The organism is Novosphingobium sp. EMRT-2 (assembly GCF_005145025.1).
Taxonomy (GTDB): domain Bacteria; phylum Pseudomonadota; class Alphaproteobacteria; order Sphingomonadales; family Sphingomonadaceae; genus Novosphingobium.
The window spans coordinates 2,156,740-2,172,309 of the sequence record NZ_CP039695.1; the positions used below are offsets into that span (position 1 = coordinate 2,156,740).

The following is a 15,570-nucleotide window of genomic DNA, read 5'->3' on the forward strand; positions in this document are numbered from 1 at the left end:
ACGATGCGCATGGCCCCCTCTCGCACGATAGCGTCGCGCGCGGCCTCGATCGCAGGGCGCATCGCAGCCGCTTTCGCCGCGCTTTCGCTCACGCTGCAGCCGGCGGCGGCGCAATCGGTGCTGCGCGATGCCGAAACCGAAGCGCTGTTCCGCGACCTTTCCGCGCCGCTGATCAAGGCCGCCGGTCTCGAACCGCGCAACGTCGATATCGTGCTGCTCAACGACGGCTCGATCAACGCCTTCGTCGCGGGCGGGCAGGCCGTATATGTCCACAGCGGGCTGATCGGCGCGGCCGACCACGTCAGCGAAGTGCAGGGCGTGATCGCGCACGAACTGGGCCACATCACCGGCGGCCACATCATCCGCAACGACGAGGGCGCTCGGCCCGCCACGGGAATCACCATCCTCAGCCTGCTGCTGGGCGCGGCGGCCGCCGCCGCCGGCGCGGGCGACGCGGCGATGGGCGTGTTCATGGCCGGGCAGCAGGCGGCGTTGGGCAAGTACCTCGCCTTCAGCCGCGCGCAGGAATCCTCGGCCGACGCGGCCGGCGCGCAGTTCTTGTCGAAAGCGGGCATTTCCGGGCGCGGCTCGATCGATTTCTTCAAGAAGCTGCAGAACCAGGAGTTCCGCTATGGCTTCACCCGCAACGCCGACAGCGAGTTCTATTCCTCGCACCCGATGACCGCGGACCGCCTGACCACGCTGCAGGATACCTACGAACGCGATCCAGCGTGGAACAAGCCCGAAGACCCGGCGCTGCAGGCGCGCTTCCTGCGCGTGAAGGCCAAGCTCTATGGCTATCTGGCGGAACCGCAGGCGACGCTCAACGCCTATCCGGAATACCTCAACGACGTGCCCGCCCACTATGCCCGCGCCTATGCCTACCACAAGGAGGCGTTCATGGACAAAGCGCTGGCCGAAACCCAGGCGATCCTGAAACAGCAGCCGAACGATCCCTACGCGCTGGAGCTGGAAGGACAGATCCTGCTCGAATCCGGGCATCCGGCCGACGCGCTGGAGCCGCTGCGCCGCGCCACCGCGCTGACCAACAACGAACCGCTAATCGCCACGACGTTCGGCCACGCCCTGCTCGCCACCGAGAACAAGGCCAATTTCGACGAGGCGGAGAAGATCCTGCGCACGTCGATCGCGCGCGACCGCGAGAACCCGTTCGCCTGGTACCAGCTTGGCGTGGTCTATGAAGCCAAGGGCGATACCGCCCGCGCCCGGCTGGCCAGCGCGGAACAGCAATTGATGTACCTTGAGCTGCCCGAGGCGATGCGCAATGCCGAAGCCGCCGAAGCGGCGCTGCCCAAGGGGTCCGCCGACTGGCTGCGCGCGCAGGATATCGCCTATTCGGCGCGGGCGATGATTGAGCGGCAGGGCAAGAAGAAGTAGCGCAGGTCCATGGCTTCCCCTTTATCCCGCATTCGCCCGTTCTGGCTTCTCGCCATCGCCCTGCTCGTGACCGGCACCGGCCTTGGCTGGTGGTACGAGCGCCATCGCACCGCGAGCGAAGCGGAGGCCGGCAGCGACGCCCAGCTTGAACAGACGCTCGCCAGCGCCGGAATCAGCGCGAAGCAGCGCGCCGCCATGGAAGAGCTGGTGCGCGCCTATATCCTCGACCATCCCGAGATCCTGCCCGAAGCGATGGACCGGTTGCAGCAGCGCGAGGCGCAGGCCCGGATCGCGCCGATGCGCGGGGCGCTGGAAACGCCGTTCCCCGGCGCGGTCATGGGCAATCCCGCCGGCAAGGTGACGCTGGTCGAGTTCACCGATTTCGCCTGCACCTATTGCCGGCGCAGCGTGGGCGATGTCGATGCGCTGATCGCCGCCAACCCGGACCTCAGGGTGGTGGTGCGCGAACTGCCGATCATCGCCCCGGCCAGCGAACCGGCCGCGCGCATGGGGCTGGCCGCCGCCGCGCAGGGCAAGTACCCGGCCTTCCACAAGGCGATGTTCGCGGGCGACGCCCCCGGCGACGCCAGCATCGCCGCCGCCGCCGGCACCGCCGGAGTCGATCTGGCCACCGCGCGCAGCTTCGCGCGCGACGCCGGTGTCGATCAGGAAATCCAGCGCAACCTGGGTCTGGCCCGGCAGCTTGGCATCAACGGCACCCCGGCGTGGGTGATCGGCAATGAACTGCTCTCGGGCGCGGTCGGCAAGGAACGGCTGCAACAGGCGATCGACGCCGCGCGCAAGGGCTGAACGACCTCCGCCCCTGCCCGTCCCGCGACCGGGCGTCAGTCGGGCTTCTTGTACATGCTCGCCAGCGGCTTCGCCATGACCCGGCGCAGCATCGGCTCGAAGAACGACAGCGGCAGCGTATCGTAATCGGGATCGAACGCGGCCTGATCGTACTTTTCGCAGAATTCCGCGCAGGCATCGAACCACGGATGATCGCGGAACCGTTCGCGCAGGTTCCGGTCCAGCCCCAGGTAGTGGAAGTAGTAATAGCCCTGGAACGCGCCGTGGTTCTGGCAGATCCAGTGCTCCTCCTCGGACACGAAGGGCTTGAGGATCGCCGCGGCGACTTCAGGATGATTGTAGGTGCCCAGCGTATCGCCGATGTCGTGCAGCAGGGCCATGACGACGTAGCGTTCGCCGCGCCCGTCGCGATGCGCGCGGGTCGCGGTCTGCAGGCTGTGCTGCAGGCGATCGATCGGGAACCCACCGAAATCGCCGTCGAGCAGCCGGAGGTGGGTCAGCACCCGGTCGGGCAGGTGATCGGCAAAGGCGTAGTAATCGCGCCCGATGATGTCCCAGTCCTCCTGGGTGCCTTCGCGCATGGCGCGGAAACGGGCGCGTTCGGCGGTATCGGTCGTGGCTGTCATGGCATCTTCTCCCGTTCCGCAGCTTACGCTTCCCACGGCTTTGCGCAACACCGCGCTTGGCGCTAGAGTACCGTCATGGCCGTGCTGCCGTTTCAACCGACGCCGTTCTTCGGCAACAAGAACCGCGCCTTCTGGCGCCTGCAATTCCTCGGCTGGGGCGGCGCGATGCTGCTGCGCGCGATGTCGATCATCGCCAACGCGCAGCCGTGGTCCAATCTCGTCATCCTGCTGATCGTGACGATCACGGGCTTTTCGATCTCGCTGATCCTGTCGGTGATCTACCGCGCGCTGATCAACCGGCGCCCGATCATCACCTGGGGCGTGACGGCCGTGGTGCTGGCCATCGCCGTGGGCATCTATGCCTTCATCGATTCGTGGGTGCTGAGCCTCTACCGCCCGAACAGCGAGGCCGGCTTCGCCCAGCGCTTCGTGGGCGTGTTCTACCTCGATCTCACGCTGCTGGGGGCCTGGTCGGCGCTCTATTACGCGATCAACTTCTTCCTTCAGGTGGAGGAACAGAACGATCAGCTGCTGCGGCTGGAAAACCAGGCGACATCGGCGCAGCTCGCCATGCTGCGCTATCAGCTCAACCCGCATTTCCTGTTCAACACGCTGAATTCGATCTCCACGCTGGTCCTGCTCAAGCAGACCGAGCCGGCCAACGCGATGCTGAGCCGGCTGTCCTCGTTCCTGCGCTATACCCTGGTCAACGAGCCGACCGGCCGCGTCACCGTGGCGCAGGAGGCGGAGACGCTGAAGCTCTACCTCGATATCGAACGGATGCGGTTCGAGGAACGGCTGCGCACCGAGTTCCGTATCGAGGACGAGGCGCGCAATGCGCTGCTGCCTTCGCTGCTGCTGCAACCGCTGGTGGAAAACGCGATCAAGTATGCCGTCTCCCCGCTGGAGGAAGGCGCGCAGATCACCATCGCGGCGCAACTCGTCGGCCCCACGCTTCGCGTCACCGTGTCGGACACCGGGCCGGGCTTGCAACCGGGCACCGACCCCACGAAATTGTTCGGCGTGACAAGCGATAGCGGCGACACGACATCGGTATGGAACGGCGGCCACGTTTCCACGGGGGTTGGCCTTGCCAACATCCGTGACCGGCTTGCCCAGGCCTATGGCGAAAACCAGCGGTTCGATATCGCCAACGGCCCCGAAGGCGGCCTGACGGTGGTGATCGAGCTGCCCTACGAGGCGAAGGAAACGCCTGCGCGGCCGGCACGCCCGATCGCCGGCTCAGGCACGGGTTTGGCCGCCAGCCTGGCTTCCGCCGGGTGAACATCCCCTCCCTGCCGTACCGCCCCTGTCGCGGCTCCTCCAAGACAAGCAAGGGTTACGCATGACCATCCGCACGATCCTCGTCGATGACGAAAAGCTGGCGATCCAGGGGCTGCAACTGCGCCTGGAGGCCTTTCCCGACGTGGAAGTGATCGACACCTGCTCCAACGGCCGCGAGGCGATCCGCAAGATCAAGACCGAGAAGCCGGACCTGGTGTTCTGCGACATCCAGATGCCCGGCTTCGACGGGTTCAGCGTCGTCCAGGGCGTGATGGAGATCGACCCGCCGCTGTTCGTGTTCGTGACCGCCTATTCCGAACACGCGATCCGGGCGTTCGAGGCCAACGCGGTCGATTACCTGCTGAAGCCGGTGGAGGAAGACCGCCTGGCCGACGCCCTGGACCGCGCGCGCACCCGCCTGGCCGAAAAGCGCGGGCTGGAAGAGGCCGAGAAGCTCAAGAACGTGCTTGCCGAAGTCGCGCCCGATGCGATGCCGGACATGCCCGAGGAAACCGAGCCGACGGCGGGCCGGTTCGAGAAGCTGATCAACATCAAGGATCGCGGCCAGATCTTCCGCGTCGATGTCGATACGATCGAACGGATCGAGGCGGCGGGCGACTACATGTGCATCTACACCGGCGACAATTCGCTGATCCTGCGCGAAACGATGAAGGATCTCGAACGCCGGCTGGACCCGCGCGTGTTCCAGCGCGTCCACCGCTCCAAGATCGTCAATCTCGATCAGGTCCGGCAGGTCCGCCCGCACACCAACGGCGAATGCTTCCTGGTGCTCGAAAGCGGCGCGGAAGTGAAGGTCAGCCGGTCCTACCGCAACGTGGTGGCGCGCTTCGTGCATTGACCCATACCCGCGCTCGACACGGTCGCACGCAGTGGTAAGGGACAGGGCATGACAGACTTCGCCCTCCCCGGTTTCGACCTTTCCGCCTTCGTTTCCGCCACGCTGGACGAGGATTTCGGCGTCGGCCTGCCCGATGGCGGGCATGACGTAACCAGCGAAAGCGTGATCCCGGCCACGGCGCGCTTTGCAGGCGTGATGGAAAGCCGTGATGCCATCACCGTGTGCGGCCTGCCGATCGCCGCCGCGTTCTTCCGCGCGCTCGATCCGGCGATGGCGGTGGAGATCCTGGTCGAGGAAGGCGCGCGCGTCGCGCCCGGCAGCGCGCTGATGCGGCTGGAAGGCAACGCCCGGGCGATGCTGACGGCGGAGCGCAGCGCGCTCAACACCGTGCAGCACTTGTCCGGCGTCGCCACGCTGACGCGGACGTATGTGGACGCGATGGGCGATACCCGCGCCGTGCTGCTCGATACGCGCAAGACCATCCCCGGCCTGCGGCACCTCGAAAAATACGCGGTGCGCTGCGGCGGGGGGAGCAACCACCGCATGGGCCTGTGGGACGCGGCGATGATCAAGGACAACCACGTCCTCGTCGCCGGCGGCGTGGGCGAAGCGGTGCGCCGCGCGCTCGCCGCCGGGGTGAAGGACGTGATCTGCGAGGTCGACCGCCTCGACCAGATCGCCCCCGCGCTCGATGCCGGCGCCACCCGCCTGCTGTTGGACAACATGGGGCCGGACCTGCTGCGCGAAGCCGTGGCGCTGGTGGACGGGCGCGTGCCCACCGAAGCATCGGGCGGCGTCCGGCTCGATACCATCGCCGCCATCGCCGCTTCGGGCGTGGATTACGTGTCGGTCGGCCGCCTGACGCAGAGCGCGCCGGCGGCGGACATCGGCCTCGATTTCACGCAGCTGGACTGACCCGGTGATCGTGCCGCGCCACCCCGCCCTGCTGGTATCGCTGCTGGTCACTTTTACCGCCGCGCCCGCGTTCGCGCAGGCCGGCCAGTGCAGCGTGCCGGCGCAAGTGGACGTGCCGCCGATACCTACACCCGATGCGCCAGCCAATGTCGTGCCCGTCACCGGCTATTCGCTGGCGCTGAGCTGGTCGCCCGAATTCTGCCGCACCCGCCAGTCCGATTTGCGCCATGCGATGCAGTGCGGGCGTGGGAACGGGTCACTGGCCCGGTTCGGCTTCGTGCTGCATGGCCTGTGGCCGGAAGGCGATGGCGCCACGCCGCCGCAGTGGTGCAGCGCCCGGCCCGCGCCGCTTTCCGCGCAGACCGTCCGCCGCAACCTGTGCATGACGCCCTCGCCCAATCTGCTGGCGCACGAATGGGCCAAGCACGGCACCTGCGCCTGGCCAGACCCCGACGCCTATTACGCCAGCGCCCAGCGGCTCTATGGCGCGGTGCGCTTTCCCGACATGGCGGCGCTCTCGCGCCGGGGCGGCCTCAACGCCGGTGACCTGCGCAGCGCGCTGGCCGCCCGCTCCCCGGGCCTGTTTCCGCAGGCGATCCGGGTGGAGGCGAATCGGGCGGGCTGGCTGCAGGAAGTGCGCATCTGCTATTCGCGCGTGCTGCGCCCCGTCCGCTGCCGCGATGTCGGCCTGCCCGACGGCGCTCCCCTGAAAATCTGGCGCGGCGGCAGCTAGCGCCGCTCTCGGAAGAACGCCCGCAGCAGGTCGGCCGCTTCGCTTTCCCCCATGCCCGAATAGACCTCCGGCCGGTGCAGGCAGCCGGGTTGGTCGAATACGCGCGCGCCATGTTCCACCGCGCCGCCCTTGGGATCGGGCGCGGCGTAATAGACCCGGTCGATTCGCGCGTGAACGATGGCGCCCGCGCACATCGCGCAGGGTTCCAGCGTGACCCACAGGTCGCAGCCATCGAGCCGTTCGCGGCCCAGCACGCGCGCCGCTTCGCGAATCGCCAGCACTTCGGCATGGGCGGTGGGATCGTGCAGCGTGCGCGGAGCGTTGTGCGCGGCGGCGATAACCGCGCCATCGCGCACGACCACCGCGCCAATCGGCACCTCGCCCGCGTCGCGCGCGCGCAGGGCGGCGTCCAGCGCCTCGCGCATCGGTGGAGGGAGCGGCCAGCGGGTCATCCCGGCGGCGCTAACCCGGCCCGACACGCCGCGCAAATCGAATCGCCGTGCGAATCCTTGACTTCGCGCCGCAAATGGATAATTGCCGCGCCTTCCCGATAGACATATCGACTTTTGAAGCGAGTTTTATCCATGTCGCGTATCTGCGAACTGACCGGCAAGGGCCGCCAGATCGGCCACAATGTCAGCCACGCCAACAACAAGACCAAGCGCGTGTTCCTGCCCAACCTGCAGAACGTGACGCTGATGAGCGAGAAGCTGGACCGCAGCTTCAAGTTCCGCGTCTCGACGCACGGTCTGCGTTCGGTGGAGCACAACGGCGGCCTCGACAACTGGCTGCTGAAGCAGGCCGACGCCAAGCTGAGCCCCCGCGCTCTCAAGGTGAAGCGCGAGCTGGTCAAGGCCGTCGCCGCCTGATCACGGCTGCCCGCAAGGGCAATCCGCCGATGCTTCCGTCTCGAGCCGGGCTTTTGCCCGGCTCTTGTCGTGTCCGGCTTCCCTCACAAATCCGATAGGCGCTGGCCGGGCCGCAGCCGCAGCTTGAGCAGCAGCGTGCGCTGCGCCCAGACCATCAGGTTGCTGTCAGCGATCAGCCAGACCGTCACCGCGCCATCGGCATCGCGCGTCACGGTCATCCCTTCGTAGTTCTCGCGCAGGCGCGGATCGGTGATTCGCGCCAGTTCGCGCGTCGGCAGCACGCCACCGGGACGAATCGCGGCGGGATCGGCGATCGAGATTGTCGTGCGGAAGCCCGCCAGCGTCAGCTTGCGCCCCAGCACCAGCAGGCGGCCATCGGGCAACAGTGCCAGTTCGGTGGGCCGGAAGCCCTCGGGCATCTCCACCTCGAACAGAGCAGGCATTTCGCCGGGTCGGGGCATGCCCGGATAGAGCAGCGCCGGATGCAGCCGCCGGTCGAACCAGCGCGCATAAAGCTCCCCGATCACCACCACGCGCCCATCGGCAAGCCGCGCCATCGCTTCCGGCCCCTGATTCCCGTTCCACCGGTCCAGCACCGGCGCGGGAATTGTCTCTCGCCACGAAAGCGTGCGGCTGAAGTGATAGTAATAGGGCGACCCTTCGTAGCCGACGAACAGGTCCTGCCGCACCGGATCGATGAACAGCGATTCGGCATCGACATCGATATAGCCGCGCCGCGAGCTGCCCTCGATCGGCCGGTACATTTCCGCCCGCCACGGGCCGGGCCGGTCGGGCGGCGTAAAATAGAGCGCGTCGTTGCGGTCGCCAAAGGCGATCAGCGTGCCATCCGCGAACTGGCCCAGCGCGGAATAATTGCCGAACAGCGCGTTGTCGCTGGCGAGCTGCCAGGCGCCGGCCAGCGCGAACGGCCCCAGCTCCCGCGCGATCCGCCCCCGGTCCTCCGCCCGCAGCGATGGCATGAGATCGGTGATCGCGATCCTTGGATCGTTGTTCGGGACCGGCGCCGGGCCACGAAGCCATGTCAGCGGCAACAGTGTGCATGCCAGCAGGACGGACGCGATCAGGGCAGGCTTGAGGAAGCGCATCGCAGCGGCGATTGCCACACCGGCCGGCGCCGCGAAAGGGACGGCAGGCCACGCCGCCGAACCATGCACAGCTTATCATGGTTAACGCGGCGATCCCATGTTCCGGCCCTGTTTTTCGAGGCGATTTCGGTCTTTGCGAACTCGGAGCGTGCAAAGCCCACCCCGCTGCGACTAACGCCGCCTGCGGCGGCGCAAGTCTCGCTCCCCTCCCGCTTGCGGGAGGGGTTGGGGGTGGGCCGCGCCGCGTTCAGACGCGCGCTTCAGGCCGGGCGAAATTGCAGCGCGTCGCCGTTCATGCAGTAGCGCAGGCCGGTCGGCGGCGGTCCATCCTCGAACACATGGCCGAGATGCCCGCCGCAGCGCAGGCAGTGCACTTCCGTCCGCACCGTGCCGAACGACCGGTCGACCGAGGTTCCGACGGCGCGCGGCAGGGGGCGCCAGAAGCTGGGCCAGCCCGTGCCGCTATCGAACTTGGTGGTGGAGGCGAACAGCGGGTTACCATCGGCCGCGCAGATGAACGTGCCGCGCCGGTGTTCGCCCAGCAGTGCCGAGGTGAACGGACGCTCCGTCCCTTCCTGCCGCAGGATGTAGAACTGGGCGGGCGTCAGCAGCCGGCGCCATTCGGCCTCGGTATGCTGGACCGGGAAGGTGCCCTTGGAGCGCGCCGGGGCGGCGCTGCACGCCGAGGTGACCGACATCGCCGCCGTCGCGCCCAGGAAGGTCAGGAACTGGCGACGGGCAACAGCGAAGGGGGCAGCCATGGTTCGGTTCCGCAGCTTTGGGAAAGCTCGTTCCGCCGGGGGCGCCAGAGGGGGGGCAGGGTAGGCGCGCACCCCGGCGGAACGCACGCCTTCTAACCCGCCCCAGATGAACCGCGCGTGAGCGCGATCACACTTTCACCAGCGCTCGACTTCCACTTCCATGCGGCGGAAGCCATGGACGAAGTTCGCGCGGACGCGTTCGACCGCGCCGGTGACATGAACGCGCAGGCGGCGCTTGTGCATTTCCTCCAGCAGGATGCGCAGTTGCAGTTCGGCCAGGCGCGCGCCGACGCAGCGGTGGATGCCGTAGCCGAACGCCAGGTGGCGGCGGGCATTCTCGCGCGTGACGATCAGCTTGTCCGGGTTCTCGAACACCGTCTCGTCGCGGTTGGCGGAGATGTACCACATCACCACCTTGTCACCCGCCTTCACCTCGTGCCCGAACAGTTCGGCATCGGCGGTGGCGGTGCGGCGCATATGCGCCAGCGGGGTGACGAAGCGGATGCATTCCTGCACCGCGTTGGGGATGATCGACGGGTCCTTTTCCAGGACATCGCGCTGATCGGGAAACTGGTCGAGCGCATGGACGATGCCCGACATGGTGTTGCGCGTGGTATCGTTGCCGCCCACAATCAGCAGCACCAGATTGCCCATGAACTCCTGCGGGCTCATGTGCTTCATCGCCTCGGAATGGATCATCATCGAGATCAGGTCGGGCGTCGGCTCGGCGTTGACGCGCTCCATCCACAGGCGCTGGAAGTAGTGCGCCATCTCGCGCAGGATGTCGAAGCGCATGTCTTCCATGCCCTTCGCCAGCGCGATCTCGAGATCGCCCGCCCAGTCCGACCAGAACGTCAGCAGGCGGCGGTCGTCCCACGGGAAGCCGAACAGAATCGCCAGCATGCCCGTGGTCAATTCGATCGAGACCTTGTCCACCCAGTCGAATTTCTCGCCGATCGGCAGCGTATCGAGCACGCTGGCGGTGCGCTGGCGAATCTCGGTTTCCATGCGCACCATTTCCGCGGGCGTGAACGCGGGCGCGACGGTGCGGCGCTGTCCGGTGTGTTCGGGCCGGTCCATGGCGATGAACATCGGCATCTGCCGTTCGGCGAGCTTCGCCGGATCGATGTCGGCCGGCGGATCGCCGATGGTGATGCCGCCGTGCTGCCACGACGAGGAGAACAGTTCCGGCAGCGATTCGACGTGGCTGATCGCCTTGTGCGAGACCACGTTCCAGTAATCGCCATAGGGCGTGCCGGTCACCTTGTTGACCGGGGCTTGCGCGCGCATTTCCGCGAAGATCGGCTGCCAGCGGTCCTCGGCATAGATGTCGGACCGGCTGACGTCCCAGGGGTGGGTATGCACCGGCCGTTCCAGCGGATGCTGACGCTGCCATTCGCGGTGCGCCTCCTCCACGGTGGGCGAGCGGCGGTAGGTGAACGGCGCTTCGGGCGCGAGCTGGGTAGCCATGGCAATCCTCCGTTGCGGTCCCTTGCGGACGGGACTCTGCGCAATGGTACTATCCCTGCAACCTACACTTGTGTCAATAAGCGTTCGTCACCGGCGCCTCACGCTTCGTCGCAACCCGCGCGAACAGCCTGGAAACCAGGCCGCCGCCCTTGCGCGCGCCGCCCGATTTCATCACGTTGCGCCGGAACAGCCGCGCCCCCATGCGCACGATCGCCAGCACCCACGCGCCCTGCCAGGCGAGCGCCACCAGATGCGGCCACAGCGCCGGCCCCTGCGCCGCCCGCGCCAGCATGGCGAAGGGCGAACTCAGCGGGAAGACCACCGCGCTCCATTCGATCGCGCTGCCGGGATGGGCCAGCGCGTAGCTGGCGAAGAAGAACACCATCAGCTGCATCATCGTGACGGGCATCGACAGCGTCTGCACTTCGCGCACGGTGCTGGCCATGCCGCCGATCGTCAGGAACACCGATCCCAGGAGCAGGTAGGCCATCGCGAAGCAGAGGAAGCCCAGCAGCAGGAACACCGCCCAGCCGACCGCCGGCGTCGCCAGCAGCGGCAGATGCTTCGCGCCGGTCAGCACCAGCACGCCGCCGGCCATGCCCCACACCGCGATGCCGACAAGGCTGAACGCCAGCATGGCGAACAGCTTGCCCAGGAACAACGCGTCCATCGGGATCGCCGCCGCCAGCACCTCGATGATCTTGTTGCTCTTTTCCTCCACGAGGTTGGACAGGACCATGCCCGCCAGCAGCATCGTCAGCAGGAACAGCAGCGTCTGCCCGGCCTGCGCGGTCGCGACCTGGCCGTTGCGCGTCTGGTCGGCGCTGGTGGCCACGACTTCGGCCTGCACCGCCGGGAACGTGCCCGGATGGGCTTCTCGCGCGCGGGCGGCGAAGGTGGAGACAATGCCCTGCCACATGTCCACCCGCTCGGGCGTGCCGGTCAGCACAGGGTGTTCGAGCGTGCCGGTCACCACGGCCGCGAGCCGGTCCGGCCCCTGGCGCAGCGCGGCGCGGCCATCGAAGCGCTCGCCGGGCACAAGCCGCTTCAGCTCCACGAAATCGGGCACGCCGCCGGCCATGCGATCGGCCATCGCGTTGCGCGCGGCGATCAGCGCCTGCCCCTGCACGCCTTCCATCGCCACGCCGATTTCGGGACGATCGAGATCCTTCTGCACTTGCGCGCCGATGCTGCCGGCCATCACGCCGATCACGATCGGGAACAGCGGCCCCAGCAGGAACAGCAGGAACGTCTTGGAGAAGATCACCGCGGTGAAATCGCGACGGGCGACGACGAAGGCCGCGCGCACCTTTTCTGCCATCATCGGCGGCGTTCCTCTTCCTTGTCCTGTTCCAGCGCCCGCGCGGCGGCTTCGCCGGCAATGGCGACAAAGGCATCGTGCAGGCCCGCCCGCTCGATCGACAGGCTGAGAATGCCCGCATCGCCCTCGATCAGCGCGCGCAGCAGCGGCTCGACCCCGCTGGCCGGCAGGTTGAAATACCAGAACGCGCCTTCGTGGCGCGCATCGGCGGGCAGCGCGGCGCGCCACGGCCCGTCCTGCGCGCGGGTTTCCAGCCGCACCTGCGGCGCCAGCCGGTCGCGCGCCACGTCCACCGGCCCCGCGAAGGGCACCTTGCCGCCGGCGATGATCGCCACCTGATCGCACAGGCGTTCGGCATGGGCGATGACGTGGGTGGAGAAAATCACCGTCTTGCCGCGTTCCGCCAGCCCGCGCATCATGCGTTCGAGCTTGCCCTGGTTGAGCGCGTCGAGGCCCGAAAACGGTTCGTCGAACACCACCAGATCGGGATCGTGGACGAGCGTGCCGAGCAGTTGCACCTGCTGCGCCATGCCCTTGGAGAGCTGGCGGATCTGGCGATCGGCGGCATAGCCCAGCCCGTGCGCCTCCAGCAATTCACGGCCGCGCCGGCGCCCCTCCTTCAGCGGCACGCCGCGCAGCGAGGCCAGGAACGCGATCGCCTCGGTCGCCTTCATCGCGGGATAGAGGCCGCGCTCCTCGGGCAGGTAGCCGATTCGCCGCGCGGCGTCGGTGGGATGATCACAGCCCAGCACGCGGCGATGGCCGGCGTCGGGATCGATGATGCCCAGCAGCATCCGCAGCGTGGTGGTCTTGCCCGCGCCGTTCGGCCCGAGAATGCCGTAGATCGCGCCTTTCGGCACGGAAATGTCCACGCCATCGACGGCGGTGAAGCCATCGAACCGCTTGACCAGTCCGCGCGCCTCGATCGCCAGTTCCACGCCCGAGGCGTCAACCTCATTGCCCGCCACGGGCCATTCGCCTAGCTCCATCCGCATGGGACGCGGCCTAGACGGTAAGCGATGAACGAGCGGGACAGCAAGCATGGTTAACGCCGATGCAATCCTGCTGGCGCAAAGGCTGCGCGCCGAAGCCGCCCGCATCGGCTTCGCGGCCACGGGCATCGCTCCGGCCACGGACGATCCGCTGCGCGCGCGCCGGCTGGAACAATGGCTGGCCGATGGCTGCCACGGCACGATGGAGTGGATGGAGACCCGGCTCGATCACCGGCGCGGCCCGCAGGCGCTGTGGCCGGCGGCGCGCAGCGTGATCGCGCTGGGGATGAGCTATGCCCCGGCGGCCGATCCGCTGGCGCTGGCGGACCATCCGGAGCGCGCGCGCATCTCGGTCTATGCGCAGGGCGGCGACTATCACGATACGGTGAAAAAGGCGCTGAAGGCGTTGGCGCGCTGGCTGGTGGCCGAAGCTCCCGGCGCGGAAGTGAAAGTCTTCGTCGATACCGCGCCGGTGATGGAAAAGCCGCTGGGCCAGGCCGCCGGCATCGGCTGGCAGGGCAAGCACACCAACCTCGTCAGCCGTCGCCATGGTTCGTGGCTGTTCCTGGGCGCGATCTACACCACGCTGGACCTGCCGACTGATGCGCCGCACGCCGACCGCTGCGGATCGTGCCGTGCCTGCCAGGACGCCTGCCCGACGCAAGCCTTCCCCGCGCCCTACCGGCTCGATGCGCGGCGCTGCGTGTCCTACCTGACGATCGAGCACAAGGGGCCGATCCCGCACGATCTGCGCGCAGGCATCGGCAACCGCATCTACGGCTGCGACGATTGCCTGGCCGTCTGCCCGTGGAACAGCTTCGCGCAGGCCGCGTCGGCCAACCGCGCGTTTCTGCCGCGCGCCGAGCTGGCCGCGCCGCGCCTCGCCGATCTGCTGGCGCTGGACGATGCGGGATTCCGCCGCCTGTTCGCGGGATCGCCGATCAAGCGGATCGGGCGCGACCGCTTCGTGCGCAATTGCCTGATCGCGGCGGGCAACAGCGGCGACGTGGCCCTGTTCGGCCCGGTGGCCGCGCTGGTCAACGATCCCGACCCGGTGGTGGCCGAGGCGGCGAGCTGGGCGCTCGACCGCCTCGTGTCGGTTATGCCAGTTCCTTGAGCGGCGTACCGGCGTCCGCGAGCCGTTCGGGCGCGATTTCGGCGCGGGCTTCCACCAGCTTGCGGCCCTGGACGTAGTCCTTGACCATGTTCACGCAATCGAGCGCGACGATGCGGCCCTGCTTGAGGTAGATCACCGAGAAGCTGCGCGTTGCCGGATCGCCACGCAGCACGGTGGCGTCGTGCCCGGCGGAGAGGCCGACGGTCTGGAGCCGCAGGTCGTACTGGTTCGACCAGAACCACGGCGTCGCCTTGTAAGGTTGCGGATCGCCGAGGATCGACTTCACCGCCGTCGTCGCCATGTCGTTGGCGTTCTGCACGGATTCGAGGCGGATCACCGCGCCTTCCGCGAAACCGTTGGCGTGGGCCGCGCAATCGCCGATCGCATAGACATCGGGCAGCGAGGTGCGGCAGAATTCGTCCACGTCCACACCGTTGCCGCCGGCCGCGCCCGCCGCCAGCAGCGGACCGACCGAGGGGATGATGCCGATGCCGACGATGACGAGGTCCGCCGGCAGCACGCTGCCATCAGCCAGCTTCACGCCGGTCACCTTGGTCCCGTCGCCTTCCAGGCAATCGACAGCCACGCCCGTGCGCAGATCCACACCGTGCGCGCGGTGTTCGTTCTGGTAGAATTCCGAAAGCGCCTCGCCCGCCACGCGCGCCAGCACGCGCGACAGCGCTTCCAGCAGCGTGACATGGCAATCGAGCTTGGTCAGCACCGCCGCCGCTTCCAGCCCGATATAGCCGCCGCCGATCACCACCGCGCGGCGCGCGCCGGCATCGAGTTCGCCCATCAGCCGGTCCACGTCCTCGCGCGTGCGGACCGCGTGGACGCCCGCCAGATCGGCGCCAGTGCACGACAGCCGGCGCGGATCGCCGCCGGCGGCCCAGATCAGCGTGCCGTAGCCGACCTTGCCCCCATCGCCGAGCGTGAGGACTTTCGCGGCGGGATCGACCGCCGTCACTTCGTGGCCCAGCATCAGCGTGACGGCCTTGTCGTCCCAGAACTGCGCCGGCCGGATGTAGAGGCGTTCGAAGGTCTTTTCGCGGGCGAGGTATTCCTTGGACAGCGGCGGACGCTCGTAGGGCGGCTCGGGCTCGCGCCCGATCATCAGGATCGTGCCTTCGAACCCGTGCTGGCGCAGCGCGATCGCGGCCTGCGCCCCGCCATGACCCGCACCCACAATGACGACGTCTGCCTGATCCATCCGAATCCTCCCGGTTGTCCGGGGGGATTTGGCGAAAAGACCGACCGCGTCAACCACTCCGGCGCAAACTTGGCCCCATTTGCGCAGTCTTCGTCGCAG

16 protein-coding genes are annotated in these 15,570 nt (G+C 67.9%); 8 read left to right on the forward strand and 8 right to left on the reverse strand.

Annotated elements, in window-relative coordinates; translation table 11 throughout:
* The first annotated feature begins 9 nt into the window (after positions 1-9).
* Together FA702_RS10685 and FA702_RS10690 are read left to right on the forward strand one after the other, a co-directional pair.
* Positions 10-1,398 carry a M48 family metalloprotease gene (locus tag FA702_RS10685; protein WP_136956132.1) on the forward strand — a complete coding sequence of 463 codons (1,389 nt, stop codon included), beginning with the start codon at positions 10-12 and terminating at the stop codon, positions 1,396-1,398.
* Between the two features lie 9 nt (positions 1,399-1,407).
* Positions 1,408-2,208: a DsbA family protein gene (locus FA702_RS10690; RefSeq protein ID WP_136956133.1), complete on the forward strand. Its 801-nt coding sequence runs from the start codon at positions 1,408-1,410 to the stop codon at positions 2,206-2,208.
* A 35-nt stretch (positions 2,209-2,243) separates the two neighbouring features.
* Here the strand turns inward: FA702_RS10690 and FA702_RS10695 are convergent, their stop codons facing one another.
* Complete coding sequence (locus FA702_RS10695; protein ID WP_136956134.1) at positions 2,244-2,834, reverse strand: HD domain-containing protein; 591 nt, start codon at positions 2,832-2,834, stop codon at positions 2,244-2,246.
* A 75-nt stretch (positions 2,835-2,909) separates the two neighbouring features.
* Here FA702_RS10695 and FA702_RS10700 point away from each other — a divergent pair, with 75 nt between their 5' ends.
* The 4 genes from FA702_RS10700 (at position 2,910) to FA702_RS10715 (ending at position 6,625) form a co-directional block, all read left to right on the forward strand.
* The gene (locus FA702_RS10700; protein ID WP_124810139.1) at positions 2,910-4,118 is read left to right on the forward strand and encodes a sensor histidine kinase; all 1,209 of its coding nucleotides are present in this window, start codon (positions 2,910-2,912) and stop codon (positions 4,116-4,118) included.
* Positions 4,119-4,179: 61 nt separating this feature from the next.
* Positions 4,180-4,977: a LytTR family DNA-binding domain-containing protein gene (locus tag FA702_RS10705; protein ID WP_124810138.1), complete on the forward strand. Its 798-nt coding sequence runs from the start codon at positions 4,180-4,182 to the stop codon at positions 4,975-4,977.
* A gap of 48 nt (positions 4,978-5,025) precedes the next feature.
* Complete coding sequence (nadC, locus tag FA702_RS10710; protein WP_136956135.1) at positions 5,026-5,892, forward strand: carboxylating nicotinate-nucleotide diphosphorylase; 867 nt, start codon at positions 5,026-5,028, stop codon at positions 5,890-5,892.
* Between the two features lie 4 nt (positions 5,893-5,896).
* Positions 5,897-6,625, forward strand: a complete 729-nt coding sequence (locus FA702_RS10715) for a ribonuclease T2 (RefSeq protein ID WP_255504529.1) — start codon at positions 5,897-5,899, stop codon at positions 6,623-6,625.
* Here FA702_RS10715 and FA702_RS10720 read toward each other — a convergent pair.
* The gene (locus FA702_RS10720; protein ID WP_136956136.1) at positions 6,622-7,077 is read right to left on the reverse strand and encodes a nucleoside deaminase; all 456 of its coding nucleotides are present in this window, start codon (positions 7,075-7,077) and stop codon (positions 6,622-6,624) included. The two genes, FA702_RS10715 and FA702_RS10720, sit on opposite strands and share 4 nt — an antisense overlap.
* A gap of 132 nt (positions 7,078-7,209) precedes the next feature.
* Between FA702_RS10720 and rpmB the strand changes: the two genes are divergently transcribed.
* Positions 7,210-7,494: a 50S ribosomal protein L28 gene (gene rpmB, locus FA702_RS10725; RefSeq protein WP_124810134.1), complete on the forward strand. Its 285-nt coding sequence runs from the start codon at positions 7,210-7,212 to the stop codon at positions 7,492-7,494.
* Positions 7,495-7,577: 83 nt separating this feature from the next.
* Here rpmB and FA702_RS10730 read toward each other — a convergent pair whose 3' ends face one another.
* The 5 genes from FA702_RS10730 to FA702_RS10750 all read right to left on the reverse strand — a co-directional run bounded on the left by FA702_RS10730 (position 7,578) and on the right by FA702_RS10750 (position 13,147).
* Entirely contained in the window at positions 7,578-8,618 is a 1,041-nt protein-coding gene (locus FA702_RS10730; protein WP_136956137.1) for an esterase-like activity of phytase family protein, read from the reverse strand.
* Positions 8,619-8,860: 242 nt separating this feature from the next.
* Positions 8,861-9,361, reverse strand: coding sequence for a peptide-methionine (R)-S-oxide reductase MsrB (gene msrB / locus FA702_RS10735; protein WP_136956138.1), 501 nt, complete (start codon positions 9,359-9,361; stop codon positions 8,861-8,863).
* Between the two features lie 135 nt (positions 9,362-9,496).
* Positions 9,497-10,831, reverse strand: a complete 1,335-nt coding sequence (locus FA702_RS10740) for a cytochrome P450 (protein WP_136956139.1) — start codon at positions 10,829-10,831, stop codon at positions 9,497-9,499.
* Between the two features lie 73 nt (positions 10,832-10,904).
* Positions 10,905-12,155 (reverse strand): ABC transporter permease, encoded by a 1,251-nt coding sequence (locus tag FA702_RS10745; protein ID WP_136956140.1) that lies wholly within the window; start codon positions 12,153-12,155, stop codon positions 10,905-10,907.
* Positions 12,152-13,147, reverse strand: a complete 996-nt coding sequence (locus tag FA702_RS10750; protein WP_370385462.1) for an ABC transporter ATP-binding protein — start codon at positions 13,145-13,147, stop codon at positions 12,152-12,154. The genes FA702_RS10745 and FA702_RS10750 overlap by 4 nt, the downstream gene beginning before the upstream one ends.
* A 46-nt stretch (positions 13,148-13,193) precedes the next feature.
* Between FA702_RS10750 and queG the strand changes: the two genes are divergently transcribed.
* Entirely contained in the window at positions 13,194-14,261 is a 1,068-nt protein-coding gene (gene queG / locus FA702_RS10755) for a tRNA epoxyqueuosine(34) reductase QueG (protein ID WP_136956141.1), read from the forward strand.
* Here queG and FA702_RS10760 read toward each other — a convergent pair.
* Complete coding sequence (locus FA702_RS10760) at positions 14,245-15,471, reverse strand: NAD(P)/FAD-dependent oxidoreductase (protein WP_136956142.1); 1,227 nt, start codon at positions 15,469-15,471, stop codon at positions 14,245-14,247. The two genes, queG and FA702_RS10760, sit on opposite strands and share 17 nt — an antisense overlap.
* Positions 15,472-15,570: the final 99 nt, after the last annotated feature.

Excerpts from the sequence above, each read along its gene's own strand:
- FA702_RS10760 (WP_136956142.1), bottom strand. The coding sequence starts at position 15,471 with ATGGATCAGGCAGACGTCGTCATTGTGGGTGCGGGTCATGGCGGGGCG.
- rpmB (WP_124810134.1), top strand. The coding sequence starts at position 7,210 with ATGTCGCGTATCTGCGAACTGACCGGCAAGGGCCGCCAGATCGGCCAC.
- msrB (WP_136956138.1), bottom strand. The coding sequence starts at position 9,361 with ATGGCTGCCCCCTTCGCTGTTGCCCGTCGCCAGTTCCTGACCTTCCTG.
- FA702_RS10745 (WP_136956140.1), bottom strand. The coding sequence starts at position 12,155 with ATGATGGCAGAAAAGGTGCGCGCGGCCTTCGTCGTCGCCCGTCGCGAT.
- FA702_RS10685 (WP_136956132.1), top strand. The coding sequence starts at position 10 with ATGGCCCCCTCTCGCACGATAGCGTCGCGCGCGGCCTCGATCGCAGGG.
- nadC (WP_136956135.1), top strand. The coding sequence starts at position 5,026 with ATGACAGACTTCGCCCTCCCCGGTTTCGACCTTTCCGCCTTCGTTTCC.
- FA702_RS10750 (WP_370385462.1), bottom strand. The coding sequence starts at position 13,147 with ATGCGGATGGAGCTAGGCGAATGGCCCGTGGCGGGCAATGAGGTTGAC.
- FA702_RS10720 (WP_136956136.1), bottom strand. The coding sequence starts at position 7,077 with ATGACCCGCTGGCCGCTCCCTCCACCGATGCGCGAGGCGCTGGACGCC.
- queG (WP_136956141.1), top strand. The coding sequence starts at position 13,194 with ATGGTTAACGCCGATGCAATCCTGCTGGCGCAAAGGCTGCGCGCCGAA.
- FA702_RS10740 (WP_136956139.1), bottom strand. The coding sequence starts at position 10,831 with ATGGCTACCCAGCTCGCGCCCGAAGCGCCGTTCACCTACCGCCGCTCG.
- FA702_RS10690 (WP_136956133.1), top strand. The coding sequence starts at position 1,408 with ATGGCTTCCCCTTTATCCCGCATTCGCCCGTTCTGGCTTCTCGCCATC.
- FA702_RS10700 (WP_124810139.1), top strand. The coding sequence starts at position 2,910 with ATGGCCGTGCTGCCGTTTCAACCGACGCCGTTCTTCGGCAACAAGAAC.
- FA702_RS10705 (WP_124810138.1), top strand. The coding sequence starts at position 4,180 with ATGACCATCCGCACGATCCTCGTCGATGACGAAAAGCTGGCGATCCAG.
- FA702_RS10695 (WP_136956134.1), bottom strand. The coding sequence starts at position 2,834 with ATGACAGCCACGACCGATACCGCCGAACGCGCCCGTTTCCGCGCCATG.